This window comes from Gallaecimonas xiamenensis 3-C-1 (assembly GCF_000299915.1).
Lineage (GTDB): Bacteria > Pseudomonadota > Gammaproteobacteria > Enterobacterales > Gallaecimonadaceae > Gallaecimonas > Gallaecimonas xiamenensis.
The window spans coordinates 76,491-93,065 of sequence record NZ_AMRI01000002.1 but is presented as its reverse complement, the minus strand read 5'-3'; the positions used below and the strand labels follow the sequence as shown (position 1 = coordinate 93,065).

Annotated in this window: 16 protein-coding genes; 11 read left to right on the top strand and 5 right to left on the bottom strand. The window is 59.9% G+C overall.

Going from position 1 to position 16,575, the window contains the following annotated elements:
* Positions 1 to 13: 13 nt before the first annotated feature.
* Positions 14 to 1,018, top strand: coding sequence for a substrate-binding domain-containing protein (locus tag B3C1_RS01705; protein ID WP_008482476.1), 1,005 nt, complete (start codon positions 14 to 16; stop codon positions 1,016 to 1,018).
* The gene (locus B3C1_RS20530; RefSeq protein ID WP_237750939.1) at positions 1,005 to 1,115 is read left to right on the top strand and encodes a DUF5363 domain-containing protein; all 111 of its coding nucleotides are present in this window, start codon (positions 1,005 to 1,007) and stop codon (positions 1,113 to 1,115) included. Before B3C1_RS01705 ends, B3C1_RS20530 begins: the two co-directional genes overlap by 14 nt.
* Positions 1,116 to 1,126: 11 nt before the next feature.
* On the opposite strand, the gene B3C1_RS01700 is transcribed toward B3C1_RS20530, so the two are convergent.
* Positions 1,127 to 2,083, bottom strand: a complete 957-nt coding sequence (locus B3C1_RS01700) for a GGDEF domain-containing protein (protein WP_192813333.1) — start codon at positions 2,081 to 2,083, stop codon at positions 1,127 to 1,129.
* A gap of 146 nt (positions 2,084 to 2,229) precedes the next feature.
* Here B3C1_RS01700 and B3C1_RS01695 point away from each other — a divergent pair, with 146 nt between their 5' ends.
* Both B3C1_RS01695 and B3C1_RS01690 read left to right on the top strand, forming a co-directional pair.
* Positions 2,230 to 3,903 carry a TonB family protein gene (locus B3C1_RS01695; protein WP_008482474.1) on the top strand — a complete coding sequence of 558 codons (1,674 nt, stop codon included), beginning with the start codon at positions 2,230 to 2,232 and terminating at the stop codon, positions 3,901 to 3,903.
* Between the two features lie 82 nt (positions 3,904 to 3,985).
* Positions 3,986 to 5,632: a choice-of-anchor I family protein gene (locus B3C1_RS01690; protein ID WP_008482472.1), complete on the top strand. Its 1,647-nt coding sequence runs from the start codon at positions 3,986 to 3,988 to the stop codon at positions 5,630 to 5,632.
* A 43-nt stretch (positions 5,633 to 5,675) separates the two neighbouring features.
* Here B3C1_RS01690 and tdh read toward each other — a convergent pair whose 3' ends face one another.
* From tdh to B3C1_RS01675, 3 genes are all read right to left on the bottom strand, one after another.
* Positions 5,676 to 6,701, bottom strand: coding sequence for an L-threonine 3-dehydrogenase (tdh, locus tag B3C1_RS01685; protein WP_008482471.1), 1,026 nt, complete (start codon positions 6,699 to 6,701; stop codon positions 5,676 to 5,678).
* 36 nt (positions 6,702 to 6,737) lie between these two features.
* Complete coding sequence (locus B3C1_RS01680) at positions 6,738 to 7,928, bottom strand: glycine C-acetyltransferase (protein WP_008482470.1); 1,191 nt, start codon at positions 7,926 to 7,928, stop codon at positions 6,738 to 6,740.
* A 110-nt stretch (positions 7,929 to 8,038) separates the two neighbouring features.
* Positions 8,039 to 8,680: a TetR/AcrR family transcriptional regulator gene (locus B3C1_RS01675; protein ID WP_008482469.1), complete on the bottom strand. Its 642-nt coding sequence runs from the start codon at positions 8,678 to 8,680 to the stop codon at positions 8,039 to 8,041.
* Positions 8,681 to 8,754: 74 nt separating this feature from the next.
* Between B3C1_RS01675 and rfaD the strand changes: the two genes are divergently transcribed.
* Genes rfaD through B3C1_RS01660 form a run of 3 tightly spaced genes read left to right on the top strand, consistent with a single transcriptional unit; the run spans position 8,755 to position 11,458 of the window.
* Positions 8,755 to 9,702, top strand: coding sequence for an ADP-glyceromanno-heptose 6-epimerase (rfaD, locus tag B3C1_RS01670; protein ID WP_008482468.1), 948 nt, complete (start codon positions 8,755 to 8,757; stop codon positions 9,700 to 9,702).
* On the top strand, positions 9,699 to 10,712 hold the full coding sequence (gene waaF, locus B3C1_RS01665; protein WP_008482467.1) for a lipopolysaccharide heptosyltransferase II: 1,014 nt from the start codon (positions 9,699 to 9,701) through the stop codon (positions 10,710 to 10,712). The genes rfaD and waaF overlap by 4 nt, the downstream gene beginning before the upstream one ends.
* A complete protein-coding gene (locus B3C1_RS01660; protein ID WP_051012865.1) occupies positions 10,664 to 11,458 on the top strand; it encodes a glycosyltransferase in 795 nt (264 codons plus the stop codon). The genes waaF and B3C1_RS01660 overlap by 49 nt, the downstream gene beginning before the upstream one ends.
* Here the strand turns inward: B3C1_RS01660 and B3C1_RS01655 are convergent.
* Positions 11,442 to 12,536 carry a glycosyltransferase family 4 protein gene (locus B3C1_RS01655; RefSeq protein ID WP_008482465.1) on the bottom strand — a complete coding sequence of 365 codons (1,095 nt, stop codon included), beginning with the start codon at positions 12,534 to 12,536 and terminating at the stop codon, positions 11,442 to 11,444. The genes B3C1_RS01660 and B3C1_RS01655 overlap by 17 nt on opposite strands.
* An 88-nt stretch (positions 12,537 to 12,624) precedes the next feature.
* Here B3C1_RS01655 and B3C1_RS01650 point away from each other — a divergent pair, with 88 nt between their 5' ends.
* The 4 genes from B3C1_RS01650 to B3C1_RS01635 all read left to right on the top strand — a co-directional run bounded on the left by B3C1_RS01650 (position 12,625) and on the right by B3C1_RS01635 (position 16,570).
* Complete coding sequence (locus B3C1_RS01650) at positions 12,625 to 13,650, top strand: glycosyltransferase family 4 protein (protein ID WP_008482464.1); 1,026 nt, start codon at positions 12,625 to 12,627, stop codon at positions 13,648 to 13,650.
* 86 nt (positions 13,651 to 13,736) lie between these two features.
* On the top strand, positions 13,737 to 14,645 hold the full coding sequence (locus B3C1_RS01645) for a galactosyltransferase-related protein (protein ID WP_008482463.1): 909 nt from the start codon (positions 13,737 to 13,739) through the stop codon (positions 14,643 to 14,645).
* A gap of 12 nt (positions 14,646 to 14,657) precedes the next feature.
* The gene (coaD, locus tag B3C1_RS01640) at positions 14,658 to 15,149 is read left to right on the top strand and encodes a pantetheine-phosphate adenylyltransferase (protein WP_008482462.1); all 492 of its coding nucleotides are present in this window, start codon (positions 14,658 to 14,660) and stop codon (positions 15,147 to 15,149) included.
* On the top strand, positions 15,149 to 16,570 hold the full coding sequence (locus tag B3C1_RS01635) for a capsule assembly Wzi family protein (protein WP_008482461.1): 1,422 nt from the start codon (positions 15,149 to 15,151) through the stop codon (positions 16,568 to 16,570). Before coaD ends, B3C1_RS01635 begins: the two co-directional genes overlap by 1 nt.
* The last annotated feature ends 5 nt before the right edge of the window (positions 16,571 to 16,575 follow it).

The following is a 16,575-nucleotide window of genomic DNA, read 5'->3' as shown; positions in this document are numbered from 1 at the left end:
GCAGGATAACTTCATGGCCACCATTAAAGATGTCGCCAACAAAGCCGGCGTCAGCATTTCCACCGTTTCCCATGTGCTCAACAACACCCGCTTCGTGGCTGAGACCACCAAGGAAAGGGTGTTCCAGGCCATCAAGGAACTCAACTATGCACCGTCGGCGGTAGCGCGCAGCCTCAAGGTCAACCGCACCCGCACCCTGGGTATGCTGGTCACCACCTCCACCAACCCCTACTTTGCCGAAGTGATCAGGGGGGTGGAGGAAACCTGTGCCGAGCGGGGTTATACCCTGATCCTCTGCAACTCGGGTGGCGACCCGGACCGCCAGCAGGCCAGCCTGCGCATGCTCATTGAAAAGCGGGTCGACGGCATATTGGTGATGCTGTCCGAAGACGCCACCGAACTTTACGGCCTGCTGGGCACCCACCCGGAACTGCCCCAGGTATTGATGGAATGGGGCGACACCCAGGGGGACATCTACCGCATCCAGGACAACGCCGAACAAGGGGGCTACCTGGCTGCCAAGCATTTGATTGATAAGGGTCACAAGGCAATCGGTTGCATAACTGGCCCGGCCAGCAAGTCCCTGACTGTCGAGCGCCTGGCCGGTTACCGGCGGGCCATGGGGGAAGCAGGCCTGGAGGTCAACCCGGCTTGGATACTGGAAGGGGATTTCGAACCTGAGGGGGGTTATGCCGCCATGGAAAGGCTGCTGGCTCAAAAAGACAGACCCACGGCGCTATTCGTGTTCTCCGACCCCATGGCCCTTGGCGCCATCAGCGCCGCCCATATGGCCGGCCTGCGGGTCCCCCAGGACCTGTCGGTGATCGGCTACGACGATGTGCCCATGGCCAACTTCTTCAGTCCGCCCCTGACCACCATCCACCAGCCCAAATACCGGCTCGGCCAAAAAGCCGCCAAGATACTGCTGGCCAAGGTGAACAAAGAAGAGGAAAGCAACAAGGTGCTGACCCTGCATCCCGAGCTTATCGAGCGGAGTTCGGTGCTTGACCTGGCTTAAGGCCCTGCTGGCCCGTTACGACGCCTGGGCCCTTAAGTGGGGGCTACATCCCGTCTACAAGCGCAGCTGCGTACCGATAAAAAAAGAGCGGGACTAACCCGCTCTTTTTCATAACGACATGGGCATGACCCTGTTACGGCCCAAGCGCTTGGCTTCGTAAAGCTGCTTGTCGGCCATACCCACCAGCTGCAATCCCTGTTTGCCGGCCGCGCCTTCCGCCACCCCGATGGACGCCGTGATGTTGCCCACTTTCTGGCCGGTACGCCGGTCGGTTACGCTGACCTTGGACACTAGGATCCGCAAGGTCTCGGCCTTGCGCCTGGCCACCGCCAACGGCTCTTTCATCAGCACGGCAAACTCTTCGCCACCAAAGCGAAACGCCAGGGCACCGTCCCTGACAAAGCCCGACAGCTGCCTGGCTGCGGCTTTGAGCACCTGGTCCCCCAAGAGGTGGCCATAGGTATCATTGACGGTTTTGAAATGGTCCAAGTCCAGCAGGATAAGGGAGACGGACCCGTCCATGGCTTCCAGTTCCATATCGAAGGCGCGGCGGTTGCGCAGCCCGGTCAACACGTCTACCAGGGCCTCTTCCCTGCTCTTGGCCAAGGCTTCTCGCAGCCGGTTGACTTCATCCTCGGCACTTTGCAGGCGGTTTTGCAGGTGCTCGGCACTGCCTTCCATCAGCTTGGCGTCTTTGACCAGGTTGCGCACCTCGTCCAGCAGCAGATCCAAGCTGACACTCCCCTCTTCGATACCCCCCAGGCGGCCAAACCTGTCCCGTAGGGCTGATTGAAACTGGGCCGTATCCTGGCGGGTATCGTGGAGGGTGGAAGATAACTCCTGGCCAAGGGCGTCCAGACTGGCGGTCAAGGCCTGGGTGTCCCGCCAGCGGGCATCTCCCAAGTGCGCCTGGAATAGCAAGGCCGCCGAGCTGGGACCCAGTTGGTCGTCCTTGCCCAGGCTCTGGTCCACCGCCGCATTCAGTTCCGGGTTTTCTTCAGACACGTAAACGTACCAGAGGGCGTAATGCTCTGGAGTCGGTGGCAGGCGGTACTTACTGAGCAAGCCAAGGGTCTTTTTAAAAAGGTCGTAAACCGAGCGCATGGCACTGATATCAGGGACTTTCCCTTTATCCTAAACCAGAGTTGCTTGGCTTACCGAAAAAGATGCGATACCGTCCGAAACATTAAATTAACAGTCAAGGATGATGCATGAAAAGGGGACTCTTGGCCTGCCTGCTGCTCAGTACGCCGGCTTTTGCCGACTTCAACGACGGCCTTAAAGCCTACCTGGACAAGGACTACCAAGTGGCCCTGTCCGAATTCACCACCGCCGCCAAACTGGGCCACCCCAATGCCCAGTTCAACCTGGGAGCCATGTATTTCAACGGTGAAGGGGTTACCCAGGACCCGGTGCAAGCCTACGCCTGGTTTAGCGCTGCGGCAGACAACGGTTTCATTGGCGCCCAGTCCACCAAGACCCAAGCCCTGACCCTTGTCCCCAAGGAAAAACTCAAGGCCGCCACCGACCTGGCCCAGCAGCGCTTGGCCCAGTTCGGCAAGGCAGCGCTGACAAAGCGGCTTCTGCCTGTTGTTGACGTTACCGAGGACAACAGCCCCGAACTAGTTGTGGTTGAACGAAAAGACCCGCGCTACCCAAACTCAGCCCTAATAAAAAGGCTGATGGGATTTACCAAGATCATCTTTGACGTCAACGAAGCAGGTGGCGTTGAAAACGCCCGGATCGTGGACAGCCTGCCCGCCGAGGTATTCGATAAAACCTCTCTGGAGGCCCTCTCCCAATGGCGATATACCCCACCCAAAGACAAGAATGGCCAACCGATCCGAGTCCACGGCGCAAAGATAGTCCTTGAATATCGTCTTGGAGGTCTGGAAGTAGACAGTAACCGCATTCAAGCATTGGTAACCAAGTACAACCAACAGGCCCTTAAGGGCGATCCCCTGGCCAGTTTCCGCAAAGCCAACATGATGAGTTATCTGGAGACCATGGAAGGCTGGCGCTTTGTTGAAAGCCAGGACGGCGAGTCTTACAACGCACCAGAGCTGGCACGCCGCCATTCGACCCGTTTTGACTCACCAGACGACATTCAGTTTGATGAAACGTCCCTTCGCACCTGGCGCTTCGCCTTTCGTCTTGATCCCGAAGGCCATCCGAGCCATATCAGGCTGTTGTCTGGCGAGAAAGAAAGTTGGGACAGTTATCTCCAGGCACAACTCGCCAAGAAGCGCTTCTTCACTAATGGCGAGTCGTCTCCCGATGGCCTTTATGTGATCAACATTAAAAAAGGGCAACGTAAAACATACGACTATGTCAGCGTGAAGCCAGCCCTGGCATCTAACCGCCAGGCCCAACAGCAAGCCATGGTCGATGCCGCACAAGGTGGTTTTAGCCTGGCCCAGTACCTGGTTGGCGCCGACCTTCTCTACGGCCGTTCCTGCCAACAGGACAGAAGCAAGGGCCTGGAATGGCTGACCTACGCTGCCCAACAAGGCTTACCCGAAGCCCAAGAATTGTTGGGTCTGGAGTTGGTCAGTGGCAGCAAGCTGCGCCAAAACTGGGCCAAGGCCAAACCCTGGCTGGAACAAGCCAGCCAAGGCGGCAGTCTGCTGGCCAAACGTGAGCTGGCCAAGGTGTTGGCCACCGCCGACGCAGCTGAACTCCGTGATCCGGCCAGGGCTGTCAATTTGGCCAAGGAAGTGGCAGACAAGCTGGAAGACCCTGCCAGCCTGGAAGTGCTGGCCGACGCTTGGTTTGCCAAGGGTGATAAGGCCAAGGCCAGGCACTATCTCGAGGCGGCACTGGATAAGGCCAAAGACCGGCAATGGCCCTTGGCCCATTACCAGCAACGTCTCGCCGCAATGTGACGATTTCAATACAAATCAGTCACTTTAGTGAAACATGAAAAGGTTAGGGTGTGGCGCCAATGACCATCATCAGGACAACGCCATGCCCAAACGCCTCTCCCTTGTCGCCCTAGCCCTGTTGGGACTGAGCGCCTGCGACAACCATAACGACAATGCCAGCTCCAACCCAACACCCCAGCCCAGCCTGGTTGACGTCAAGCTGTCGGTGTTGGGTCGCTATCAGGCCGGCGTATTTGGGGAAGGTGCCGCCGAGATCGTCGATTTCGATGCCGCCAGCAAGCAACTTTTCGTGATCAATGCCGCCGCCGGTACCCTGGACGTGCTGGATGTGGCCAACCCCGCCACTCCCACCAAAACCGCCACTTTGGATGTGGCGGCCCTGATCGGTGAGGCCATAGGCGGCATCAACTCGGTGGCGGTGAAAGACGGCCTGGTGGCCCTGGCCGTGGAAAACGCCGACAAGCAGGCCGCCGGTTATATCGCCTTTTACAAGGCCGATGGCCTGCAGCCCTTGGGCTTTGTCGGGGCCGGTTCCCTGCCGGACATGGTGACCTTCAGCCCCGATGGCCGCTTCGCCCTGTCGGCCAACGAAGGGGAACCCAACGCCACCTACGACAACGACCCCGAAGGCTCCATCACCTTGGTGAACCTGGGGGACGACCCCATGGCCAAGGCCGCCAGCCTGAGCCCGGCCGACGTCAAGCAACTGACCTTCAACGCCTTTGACGGCCAAAAAGACAGCCTGATAGCCAGTGGCGTGCGCATCTTCGGCCCAGGCGCCAGCGTTTCCCAGGATCTGGAACCCGAATACATCGCCGTCAGCGACGACAGCACCAAGGCCTATGTCACCTTGCAGGAAAACAACGCCATCGCCGTGGTGGACTTGGCATCCGCCAGCATCAGCGGCATTTCCGCCCTGGGCTTTAAGGACCACAGCCTCGCAGGCAACGGCCTGGACGCCTCCGACAAGGACGACAGCATCAATATCCAGACCTGGCCCGTGCTGGGCATGTACCAGCCCGACTCCATCGCCGCCTTCAGCCAGGACGGGGTCAACTACATGGTCACCGCCAACGAAGGGGACAGCCGTGACTACGACGGCTTCTCGGAAGAGGCCAGGATCAAGGACTTGGACCTGGACCCGGTCGCCTTTACCGACGCCAGTATCCAGGACAACCCCAAGCTGGGACGCCTGGCGGTGACCACCACCCTGGGCCAGGACACCAGCAGCGGCCTCTACACCAAGCTTTACAGCTTCGGCGGCCGTTCCTTCAGCGTCTTTAAGGAAGAGGATGGGCAGATCAGCCTGGTATGGGACAGCGGCGATGAGTTCGAGCAATACCTGGCCGAGCACCTGCCCACCGCCTTTAACTCCGACAACGACGAGCAAGACAGCTTCGACAGCCGCTCCGACGCCAAGGGCCCTGAGCCCGAAGGCATAGCGGTCGGCAGCATCGGCGAGCAGCGCTTTGCCTTTGTGGGCTTGGAGCGCATCGGCGGCATCATGGTCTACGACATCACAGACCCCCAGGCGCCGATTTTCCAGGACTACTTCAACAATCGCGACTTTGACGCCGTAGACCCGCTGGACGCCGGCGACCTGGGCCCGGAGGGGCTGCACTTTATCCCCGCCGCCCACTCCCCCAACGGCAAGCCGCTGCTGGCCGTCGGCCATGAGGTATCAGGCTCTACCGTGCTCTACCAGCTGGACACCAGCACCCGCAGCTAATGACTGCGGCTATAAAAAAACCGGCCTCATGGCCGGTTTTTTATCAGTTCCAGTCGAGGATAACCTTACCGCTCTGGCCGGAGCCCATGGCGTCAAAGCCTTGCTGGAAGTCGTCGACGCTGAAGCGATGGGTGATGATGGGGCTCAAGTCCAGGCCGGACTGGATAAGCGAGGCCATCTTGTACCAGGTCTCGAACATTTCACGGCCGTAGATGCCCTTGATAACCAGGCCCTTGAAGATCACCTGGTTCCAGTCGATGGCCATGTCCGACGGCGGAATGCCCAGCATGGCAATCTTGCCGCCGTGGTTCATGGTGTCGAGCATCTGGCGGAAGGCATGGGGCACCCCGGACATTTCCAGGCCCACGTCAAAGCCTTCGGTCATGCCCAGCTCTTTCATCACGTCCTTGAGGTTGTCCTTGGCGACGTTGACGGCGCGGGTGGCGCCCATCTTCTTGGCCAAGTCCAGGCGGTAGTCGTTGACGTCGGTGATCACCACATGGCGGGCACCCACATGGCGGGCCACGGCGGCAGCCATGATGCCGATGGGGCCGGCGCCGGTGATAAGGACGTCTTCACCCACCAGGTCGAAGCTAAGGGCGGTGTGCACGGCGTTGCCGAAGGGGTCGAAGATGGCGGCCACATCGTCGGGGATGTTGTCCGGCAGCTTGAACACGTTATAGGCCGGGATCACCAGGTACTCGGCGAAGGCGCCGGCACGGTTGACACCGACCCCGGTGGTGTTGCGGCAAAGGTGCACACGGCCGGCACGGCAGTTACGGCAGTGGCCGCAGGTGATGTGGCCTTCACCGGACACCCGGTCGCCAATCTGGTAGCCGCGTACTTCCTGGCCCATGGCGACGATCTCGCCCACGTATTCGTGGCCCACCACCATGGGCACGGGAATGGTCTTTTGCGCCCAGTCGTCCCACTTGTAGATGTGCATGTCGGTGCCGCAGATGGCGGTCTTTTTAATCTTGATCATGACGTCGTTGTGGCCAAGCTCGGGCTTGTCCACGTCGACCATCCAGATCCCTTCTTGCGAATGCAGTTTGCTGAGCGCTTTCATTGCTTACACTCCAGAACCCTTGCGGGCAAAATTCGGTTAAATCACGCCCAGCTCACGGCCGACGGCGATGAAGGCATCGATGGCCTTGTCCAGCTGCTCACGGCTGTGGGCGGCGGACATCTGGGTGCGGATACGGGCCTGGCCCTTGGGCACCACCGGGAAGCTAAAGCCCACTACGTAGATGCCCCTTTCCAGCATCTTGTCGGCAAAGGCCTTGGCCAGCTTGGCGTCCCCCAGCATCACCGGGATGATGGCGTGGTCTTTACCGGCCAGGGTGAAGCCGGCGGCGCTCATGCGCTCGCGGAAGTATTTGCTGTTGTCCCACAGTTTTTGGCGCAGCTCGCTGCCTTCACCCAGCATATCCAGCACCTTGATGGAGGCGCTGACGATGGCCGGAGCCAGGGAGTTGGAAAAGAGGTAGGGACGGCTGCGGTTACGCAGCATCTCGACGATTTCCTTCTTGGCCGCCGTGTAGCCGCCAGAGGCGCCGCCCAGGGCCTTGCCCAGGGTGCCGGTGATGATGTGCACCCGGTCCAGGCAGTTGTGGAATTCGTGCACGCCACGGCCACCTTCCCCCACAAAGCCCACGGCGTGGGAGTCGTCCACCATCACCAGGGCATCGTATTTTTCGGCAAGGTCGCAAACACCGGGCAGGTTGGCGATGATGCCGTCCATGGAAAAAACGCCGTCGGTGGCGATCAGCTTGAAGCGGACGCCGGCGGCGTCGGCCGCCTTGAGCTGCTCTTCAAGGCTGGCCATGTCGTTGTTCTTGTAGCGAAAACGCTTGGCCTTACAGAGGCGCACGCCATCGATGATGGAGGCGTGGTTGAGCTCGTCGGAGATGATGGCGTCTTCCGGGCCCAGTATGGTTTCAAAGAGGCCGGCGTTGGCGTCAAAGCAGGAAGAATAGAGGATGGCGTCTTCCATGTTCAGGAAGGAAGCAATCTTCTGCTCCAGCAGCTTGTGGTTGTCCTGGGTGCCGCAGATAAAACGCACCGACGCCATGCCGAAGCCGTGGCTGTCCAGGCCCGCCTTGGCGGCCTTGATAAGCTCGGGGTGGTCGGCCAGGCCCAGGTAGTTGTTGGCGCAGAAGTTCAGCACCTGCTGGTTGCCGACTTCAATGGCGGCTTGCTGGGCACTGGTGATGACACGCTCGTCTTTGTACAACCCTTCATCTTTAAGGGTGGCAATTTCCTGGCGCAGGTGGTCAAACAGCTTGGCACTCATGGGTGGCTCCGGCGAAATCGATTTTGGGCGCTATTGTAGCGGATACTGAGGCGGGAAACAGTCGGACCAGGGCAGCCAGCTTGACGTTTGCGTCAAGCTGGCCTGACAGTTCAGCGAGTGCGCAGAGCCAGGCGCCGGTAATGGTCTTCCAGGCGGCTGATAGTGTCGCGGGCTTCTTCGGCCAGGTAGGGGCGGATAAGGAACAGCACCTTCAACACCCCCTGGTAGATGACGGGCCTGGTGATGGCCGCTTCCACCGCCTGGGTGGTCTGGTAGCTGATCCAGAAAGTCACCATGATTTTGACAGTATGGGCCAAATCCGGCAGGGACTCTTCGTCTATGGCCAATATCCCTTCCTCGCGCAAGGAACGGAGGATCGCCACCACCCTGTCTGCCAGTTGGGTTTGCACCAGGAAGTACTCCTGGTGCAGGGCCGGGTTCCTGGCCAGGATGTCCGGCAGGCTGGCGTAGAAGAAACGGAACTCCCACATGGTGTAGAAGACACCGTCGAGATAACTCATCAAGACATCCAGGGTGGGGCCGTTATCCTTGGGCGTGAAAGCCGTTTCCAGGTGGCGCACGTACTCGCCGAAGATGGCGTGGACAATGTCCTCCTTATTGCGGAAATGGTAGTATAGGTTGCCTGGACTGATGCCCAGATGGGCAGCAATGTGGTTGGTGGTGACGTTGCGTTCACCCTTCTCATTAAACAGTGCCAGGCTGGCTTTCAGGATTTTGTCTCTGGTTTTCACGCGCTTAGGGCCTTTGAGCCAAGTTAACCAGAGTCTACCATGTCGCCAACATCCTTGGCACACAGGGGAAATTGATGATCATCGTTACCGGCGGCGCGGGCTTTATCGGCGCCAACATCGTCAAGGCGCTCAATGAGCGCGGCCACAAAGACATTCTGGTGGTGGACGACCTCACCGACGGCACTAAATTCAAGAACTTGGCCGAACTGGATATCGCCGACTACCTGGACAAGGACGACTTTATCGCCCGCATCGTCTCCGGTGAAGATTTCGGCCCAGTGGACGCGGTGTTCCACGAAGGCGCCTGTTCCGCCACCACAGAGTGGAACGGCAAGTTCATGATGGAGAACAACTACGAGTACTCCAAGGAACTGCTGCACTGGTGCCTGGAAAGGGAGATCCCCTTCCTGTACGCCTCCAGCGCCGCCGTGTATGGCGCCTCTGAGCAATTTCGCGAAGACCGCGACTGCGAAGGGCCCCTGAACGTCTACGGCTACTCCAAGTGGCAGTTCGACCAGTACGTGCGCCGCATCCTGCCTCAGGCCGACAGCCAGGTGGTGGGCTTTCGTTACTTCAATGTCTACGGCCCCCGGGAACAACACAAGGGCAAGATGGCCTCGGTGGCCTTCCACCTGCACCACCAACTGCTGGACGGCAAGAACCCGCGCCTGTTCGAAGGCTATGACGGCTACCCCGACGGCGGCCAGCAGCGGGACTTCGTCTACGTTGGCGACGTCTGCAAGGTCAACCTCTGGTTCTTCGACCACCCGCACCTGTCCGGCATATTCAACCTGGGCACCGGCCGCGCCGAGCCCTTCCAGGCCGTCGCCGAAGCGGTGATCAACCACCACGGCAAGGGCCAGGTGGAATACATCCCCTTCCCCGACGAGCTCAAGGGCCGCTACCAGAGCTTTACCCAGGCCGACATCAGCAAACTGCGCACCGTCGGCTACAAAGAGCCCTTCAAGACCGTGGCCGAAGGGGTCGGCGAGTACCTCAAGTGGCTTGACGCTAGCGCATGAAAATACTGGTTGTAGGTCCTTCCTGGGTCGGTGACATGGTGATGGCCCAGGCACTCTTTATGGACTTGGTGCGCCGCCACCCCGGCGCCCAGATCGACGTGCTGGCGCCAGGTTGGTCGTTGCCGATCATCGCCCGCATGCCCCAGGTGCGCCGGGGTATTGCCGCCCCCTGGGGCCATGGCAAGCTCAATCTCAAGGGCCAGTGGCAACTGGCCAGGGAATTGAAAAAGGAAGGCTACGACAAGGCCCTGGTGCTACCCCGCTCCTTTAAATCGGCCCTGATCCCCTTTCTGGCCGGTATCCGGGAACGGGTGGGCTTTAGCGGCGAAGGCCGCAGCTTTATGCTCACCGACGCCCGCAAGCGCCGCCCTACCCGCAACAGCAACACCATCATCGACAAGACGGTGTGGCGTTACCTGGGCATGGGGGTCAGCAAGGCCGACTACCAGCGCTACCAATTCGAGGTGCCGACCCCGGCCCTGCGTATCGACCAGGACAATATCCAGGCGGTGATGGCCAAGTTGGGCCTGCCCGCCGACCAGGCCGCCGTGGCGCTGTGCCCCGGCGCCGAATATGGCCCGTCCAAGCAATGGCCCCTGGCAAACCACAGGGCCCTGGCCGGCCAGCTGGCCGAAAAGGGGTTTCAGGTGTGGGTGATGGGTGGCCCCAAGGATGGAGAAGCCGGCCAGGTGATCAGCGAAGGCCAGCAAGGAGTTTATAACCTCTGTGGCCAGACCCGCCTGGAAGATACAGTGGACCTCTTTGCCCACTGCCACAGCGTGATCAGCCACGACTCGGGGCTGATGCACGTGGCCGCCGCCAGCGGCGCCAAGGTGGTGGCCATTTACGGCTCCACCAGCCCGGATTTCACGCCGCCGCTGACCGACAAAGCCACCATCTTGCAACACCCGGTGGAATGCAGCCCCTGCTTCGAGCGCACCTGCCGCTTTGGCCACTACCAATGCCTGACCGGTATCAGCGTTACCCGGGTATTGGAGGCGGCGCTGTGAGGCTGAGCGCGGTCATCATCACCAAGAATGTCGCCCAGGACCTGCCCCAGTGCCTGGCCAGCCTGGATTTTGTCGACGAAATAGTGGTGCTGGACTCCGGCTCCAGCGACCAGACCCTGGCCCTGGCCGAAGCCGCCGGCGCCAAGGTGTTCCAAAGCCAGGGCTGGCCCGGTTTCGGCCCCCAGCGGCAATTGGCCCAGCAGCACGCCCAAGGGGAATGGCTGTTCTGGATAGACGCCGACGAGGTGGTTACCCCGGAACTCAAGGCCGCCATACTGGCCGCCATCGAAGACAGCACTCCTGGGGTTGTCTACCGCGCCAACCGCCTGAGCGATTTTTTTGGCCGTTTTATCAAGACATCGGGTTGGTACCCGGACCGCATCGTCAGGCTCTACAGGCGCAGCGAGTACCGCTACGACGACGCCCTGGTGCATGAGAAGGTGGCCTGCCAAGGGGCCAAGGTCAAAGATCTGCCCGGCCACTTGCTGCATTACACCACCGGCGACTTTACTTCTTACCTGCAAAAGTCGGTGCGCTACGCCAACGACTGGGCGGAGGGTAAAGCCAAGCGCGGTAAAAAGGCGGGGCTGTTATCCGCCTGCCTGCACGGCCTGGCGGCCTTTTTGCGAAAATTTGTCCTGCAGCGGGGCTTTTTGGACGGCAAACACGGCTTTTTGCTGGCCATGTTCACCGCCCACTACGCCTTCAACAAGTACGCCGCCCTTTGGATCAAAAGTCGCCGCTGACGGTCTCTTTGATCACCTTGGCCAGCTGTGCCGAGGACTGGCGCACGTTGAAGTGCTGATCGATTCGCAGCCGCGCCTGCTCCCCCATTTCCCGGCAAAATGCCCTGTCCTGGTAGAGGCGCTTGACGCCTTCTGCCATGGCGTTGGCGTCGCCCGGGGCAATCTTGATGCCGCTGACACCATCTTCAATCAGCTCGGCGCTGCCGCCGGTGTCCGAGACGATGGGCGCCACCCCGTACACCATGGCTTCAATCACGGTCTTGGGCAGGCCTTCGCGCTTGGTGGAAGCCAGGATGGACAGGTCGCAGGCAGCGATGATAGCGGGGGCGTCCTTGCGAAAACCGGCCAGGTGAATACGGCCCTTTAGGGGGCTGGCGTTGATCATGGCCTGCACCTCGGGTTTGTCCATGCCGCCACCCACCAGCAACAGGTGAATGTCGGCGTCTTTGGGCAGCTGGTGGGTCATTGCCATCAGCACCGGCAGGCCCTTGCGGGGCCGCAGGTTGGCCACCGACCCCATCACGAAGGCGCCCTGGGGAATACCGAACTCGCCGAGATCGACAGGGGTGTCCTGGTACCAGGCCAGGTCGTGGCCCTTATACACGGTGCAGACCTTGTTCTTGTTGCCCCAGACATGCTGGCGCAGGTCTTCTTCGGTGGCCTTGGCCACACAGACGATGCGATCCACCCTGGGGTTGAGGTGGGTCAGGTAACCTGTGGGGTTCCACTTTTCAATATTGCCGGTCTGGCCCCTGTAGGTCAGCAGCTTGACCGGCAGGCCGAGGGCGGCAAAGTTGGTGTTGCAGATGGCCTTGTTGTTAAAGCAGTACACCGCGTCAAAGCCGCCTTCCTTCAACACCTTGCGGATGTATTTGATGCTGGCGAAGCTGAATTTCTTCTTGGGGTGGTAAGGGTGGACCCTGACCCCCATCTCTTCAAAGCGGCGCACATAGTCGGCGTCACCCTGGGTCATCACTTCCAGTTCGATACCATGGTCCTTAAGACCGATCAGCATCTCCGCCTCGGGGCGCACCGAATTCCAGGTGTCTTTATAGGAACTGATGACCAGCAGTTTCATGGTGTTATCCCTCGTCAAAATCGGCGCCACCATAACACAGCGGCGCTAATTCCCGTACAATCTGCCCAGCACGGGAGACCGACTTTAGATGCATATTTGTCATATCAATTTGGCCAAGGGCTTTTCCGGTGGCGAGCGCCAGACCCTGAACCTGATTAAAAGCCTGCAAGCGCAAGGTGTTAGCCAAACACTGGTGACCCAGCCCGATTATCCGCTGGCCAGGGAAGTCAGGGCCCTTGGGATACCGGTCAAGGCGGTACGCCATTTCCTTAAAGGCCACCTCAAGGGCGGCGACTGGGATCTGCTCCATTGCCACGACGGCAAGGCAGTGTATTGGGCCTACCTGGAAGGGCTGCTGCGCCAGACTCCCTATGTGATCACCAGGCGGGTGGACAATCCCCTTTCCGACTCCGCCCTGACCCGCAGCGCCTACCAAAAGGCTAAGAAAGTGGTGTGCCTGAGCCGGGCCATCGCCAGCGCCGTTAAGGGCGCCGTGCCTCAGGCTGATACCGCCATCATTCCCTCGAGCTTTTCCGGCTTTGCCGCCGACCCCGTCGTCGTGGCGGACATCAAGGCCCGCTACCCGGGCAAGACTCTGGTTGGCCAGGTGGGTAAGCTGCTGCACCACAAGGGTTATCAGGTAACCATAGCCGCCGCCCGCGCCATGGCTGATAGCCACCCTGAGCGCCAGTTCCTGCTGCTGGGGGAAGGCCCGGACAGGCGCGATTTCGAGGCCCAGGCCCAGGGGCTTGCCAACGTGCAGTTCCTCGGCCACCGGGACGATATCGGCAATTGGCTGGCCGCCTTGGATCTGATGCTGTTCCCGTCCTTAAGCGAAGGGCTGGGCTCTACCATTTTGGAAGCCATGCAACATGGGGTGCCAGTGATTGGCAGCGATGCCGGCGGCATACCCGACATTATCGAGGACGGTCAAAACGGCCTGCTGGTGCCCCCCGGCAACGCCGAGGCCCTGGCCAAGGCCATCGACACCCTGCTGATGGCACCCCCCTTGCAGGACAAACTGAGGCTCCAAGCCCAAGAGAGCCTCTCCCGGTTCAGCCCACTCAGGGTCTGCCAAGATTATCTGACGCTTTACGGCGCCCTGTTGTCGTAAAGCGTTAAGCTTACTTCCGTATCCTATGTACAGGTGGCGGGATGCCACCTGGGATCCTGTCGTTTTATTGAGAGAATGAGCACATCATGACGTCGGCCGTTCTACCTTTGCCGGGTTTTTTGCAAAAGCTTTATCTACGTTTCGCGCCCCGTCACCGCGTGGGCCAAGATCCTTTGGCAGGCACAGCGCAAGCACGCTTCAAACCTGTTCCCATCCACAACCTCAAGCTGCCCACCCCTGTAGCCAGGCAGCTGCTGGCCAGGCGCCACATTGCCCCTTTGACCTTGGAAGAGGGCAAGCGGTTGACCGTGCTGGTCCCATTTAGAGGCCGGGAAGCCCACTTGGCCCAACTGCGGCCAGCCTTGGAGAGTCACCTTCAAGCCCAGGGAATTGACTACAAACTGCTGGTGATAGAGCAGCAGGGAACAGGGACTTTCAACAAGGCCAGGCTGCTCAATGCCGGTATGCTGCACAGTGCCGCCGACAGCGACTATTACTGTATCCATGATGTGGACAATATCCCGGTCAATGCCGACTACCGCTGCCCCAGCCAACCCTTAAGGCTGGTCACCAAACTGCTCAGCACCCATCGCCAGGAGACCGAGTACCTGGACCATTACTTTTCCGGGGCCGTGACCCTGCGCAAGGAGCACGCCTTTGCCGCCAACGGCCTTTCCAACCACTACTGGGGTTGGGGCAAGGAAGACGACGATTTCTTCTTCCGGCTGCTGATGCAGGGTTTTTGCTGCCATGCCGACCAGGAAGGGACCTACCATGACCTGGCCAATCCCCAGGCCCAACATTTCAGCAAAGCCACCAAGAAGCGGACGTCACCCCAGCTCGAGGCCAACAGGCACAGGCGTAACAGTCTGTTACGGCTACAGTTGGACCCGGCCAAAGATGGTCTAAACTCCCTGACCTATAGTATTCTCGCCAGGGAAACCGAGGGCCGATTCGAGAAAATCCTCGTCGATATCGGCAGCCAAGGACGATAGCCAGGAGCCAATATGACTATCAGGGTGATTTATCCCGGAACCTTCGACCCCATCACCAACGGCCATACCGATTTGGTGGAAAGGGCATCCAGACTGTTCAGCCATGTGATTGTCGGCGTTGCCGCCAATCCGTCCAAAAAGCCCATGTTCAGCCTGGAAGAAAGGGTCGCCCTGGCCAAAAAGGTGGTCTCGCACCTGGACAACGTGGAAGTGGTGGGCTTTTCCGGTCTGCTTATCGACTTTGCCAGCCAGCAGCAGGCCACCGTCCTTATTCGCGGCTTGCGGGCCGTGTCCGATTTTGAATACGAATTCCAACTGGCCAATATGAACCGTCGGCTCAAGCCTGACCTGGAGTCGGTCTTTTTGACCCCGGCCGAGGAAAATTCCTTTATCTCCTCGACCCTGGTCAAGGAAGTGGCCATTCACGGCGGCGATGTCGCCCAGTTCGTCCATCCCGACGTCACCTTGGCCCTGCACGAGGCCGTACGGAAACGAAACCCCTGATGAGAACGCTTTTCCCCTATTCCCTGATCGCGTCGGGGCTGTTGTTCAGTACCGGCGTTCAGGCCGGTGGCGCCAGCCCCTATCTGCCCCTGAACCAATATCCCGAACTGGAACACCAGGTGGAAAGGGCCATGGCCCTGGCCGGGCGTGCCCCGCTGCGCAAACCCTACAGTGCAGCCGAAGTGCTCGATGCCCTGCCGGCTATCTGCAAGGTGGATGAGGCCATTTGCAACCAGGTGAAGCGCTTTCTCAAGCGCTACCAACAACCCCTGAGCCTGACCCAGGCCAGCCTGACGTTGCGTGCCCATACCGGCGAAGACAGCCTGGAAGCCAACCAACGGGGCCAGGGTACCGACAGCACCGCCAGGGTGGACTTGAGCGGTTACTGGCAGTTCTCTGATTACGGCATTGTGACCCTTGGGGGCCAAGTCAGCGAGGACGATGCCCAGCCGGTGGACGCCATGCTGTCCTTGGGTTTTGACTGGGCCCAGTTGGATATCGGCTATCGCTCCCACTGGTACTCGCCCATGCACGACAGCGCTATGCTGCTGGGCACCCAGGCCGAGAACCTGCCGGGTATCACCCTGTCCAACACCAGGCCGATCAGCGACTTCAACCTGCGCTACGAATTCTTCCTGGGCGAGCTGTCCTACAGTGACCGTATCGCCTACCAAGGTGGCTATACCGCCGGCAAACCCAAACTGGCCGGTTTCCACCTGTCCATGGAGCCCCTGGAAGGCTGGTCCCTGGGCTTTAACCGCATCATGCAATTTGGTGGCGGCGCCCGAGGCGGCGACTCCCTGAGCGACATGTTCAAGGCATTTTTCGATCCGACCAGCAACGATAACGTAGGCCAAGGGGTCGACCAGGATGGGGAGTTCGGCAACCAGGCCGCCTCTTTCACCACCCAGTTCCACTTCGACGGCGATACCCCCTTTAATCTCTACTTCGAGTATGCCGGGGAAGACACTTCCAAGAGCGAGAACTGGCGCCTGGGTAACGTTGCCCTGTCCGGCGGCCTGCATATCCCCCGTTTGGCCCAGGATTGGGACCTGACCTATGAATTCTCCGAATGGCAGAACGCCTGGTATGTGCATCATATCTACCAGGACGGCCTGACCAACGAGAAGGTGCCTTTGGGTCACTGGGCCAGCACCCAGCGCCGCTTTAACGACGGTGTCGGTGCCCAGGTTCACACCCTGATATTGGGTTGGACGCCTTCGGCCAGCGATTTTTGGCGCTTCAAGTACCGCACCTTGCAAAACCAGGGCTATTCCAGCGTCGAATACAGCCGCTACCACCAATTAACGGCGGCCTACTCCACCGTTTGGCGCAGCTACATGGTGGGTATGGAGTTGACCCTGCAACGGGACGTGTTTAACGAAGAGTCCGCCATGTTAAGCGGCTCCCTTCGCTGGTAAGGAAT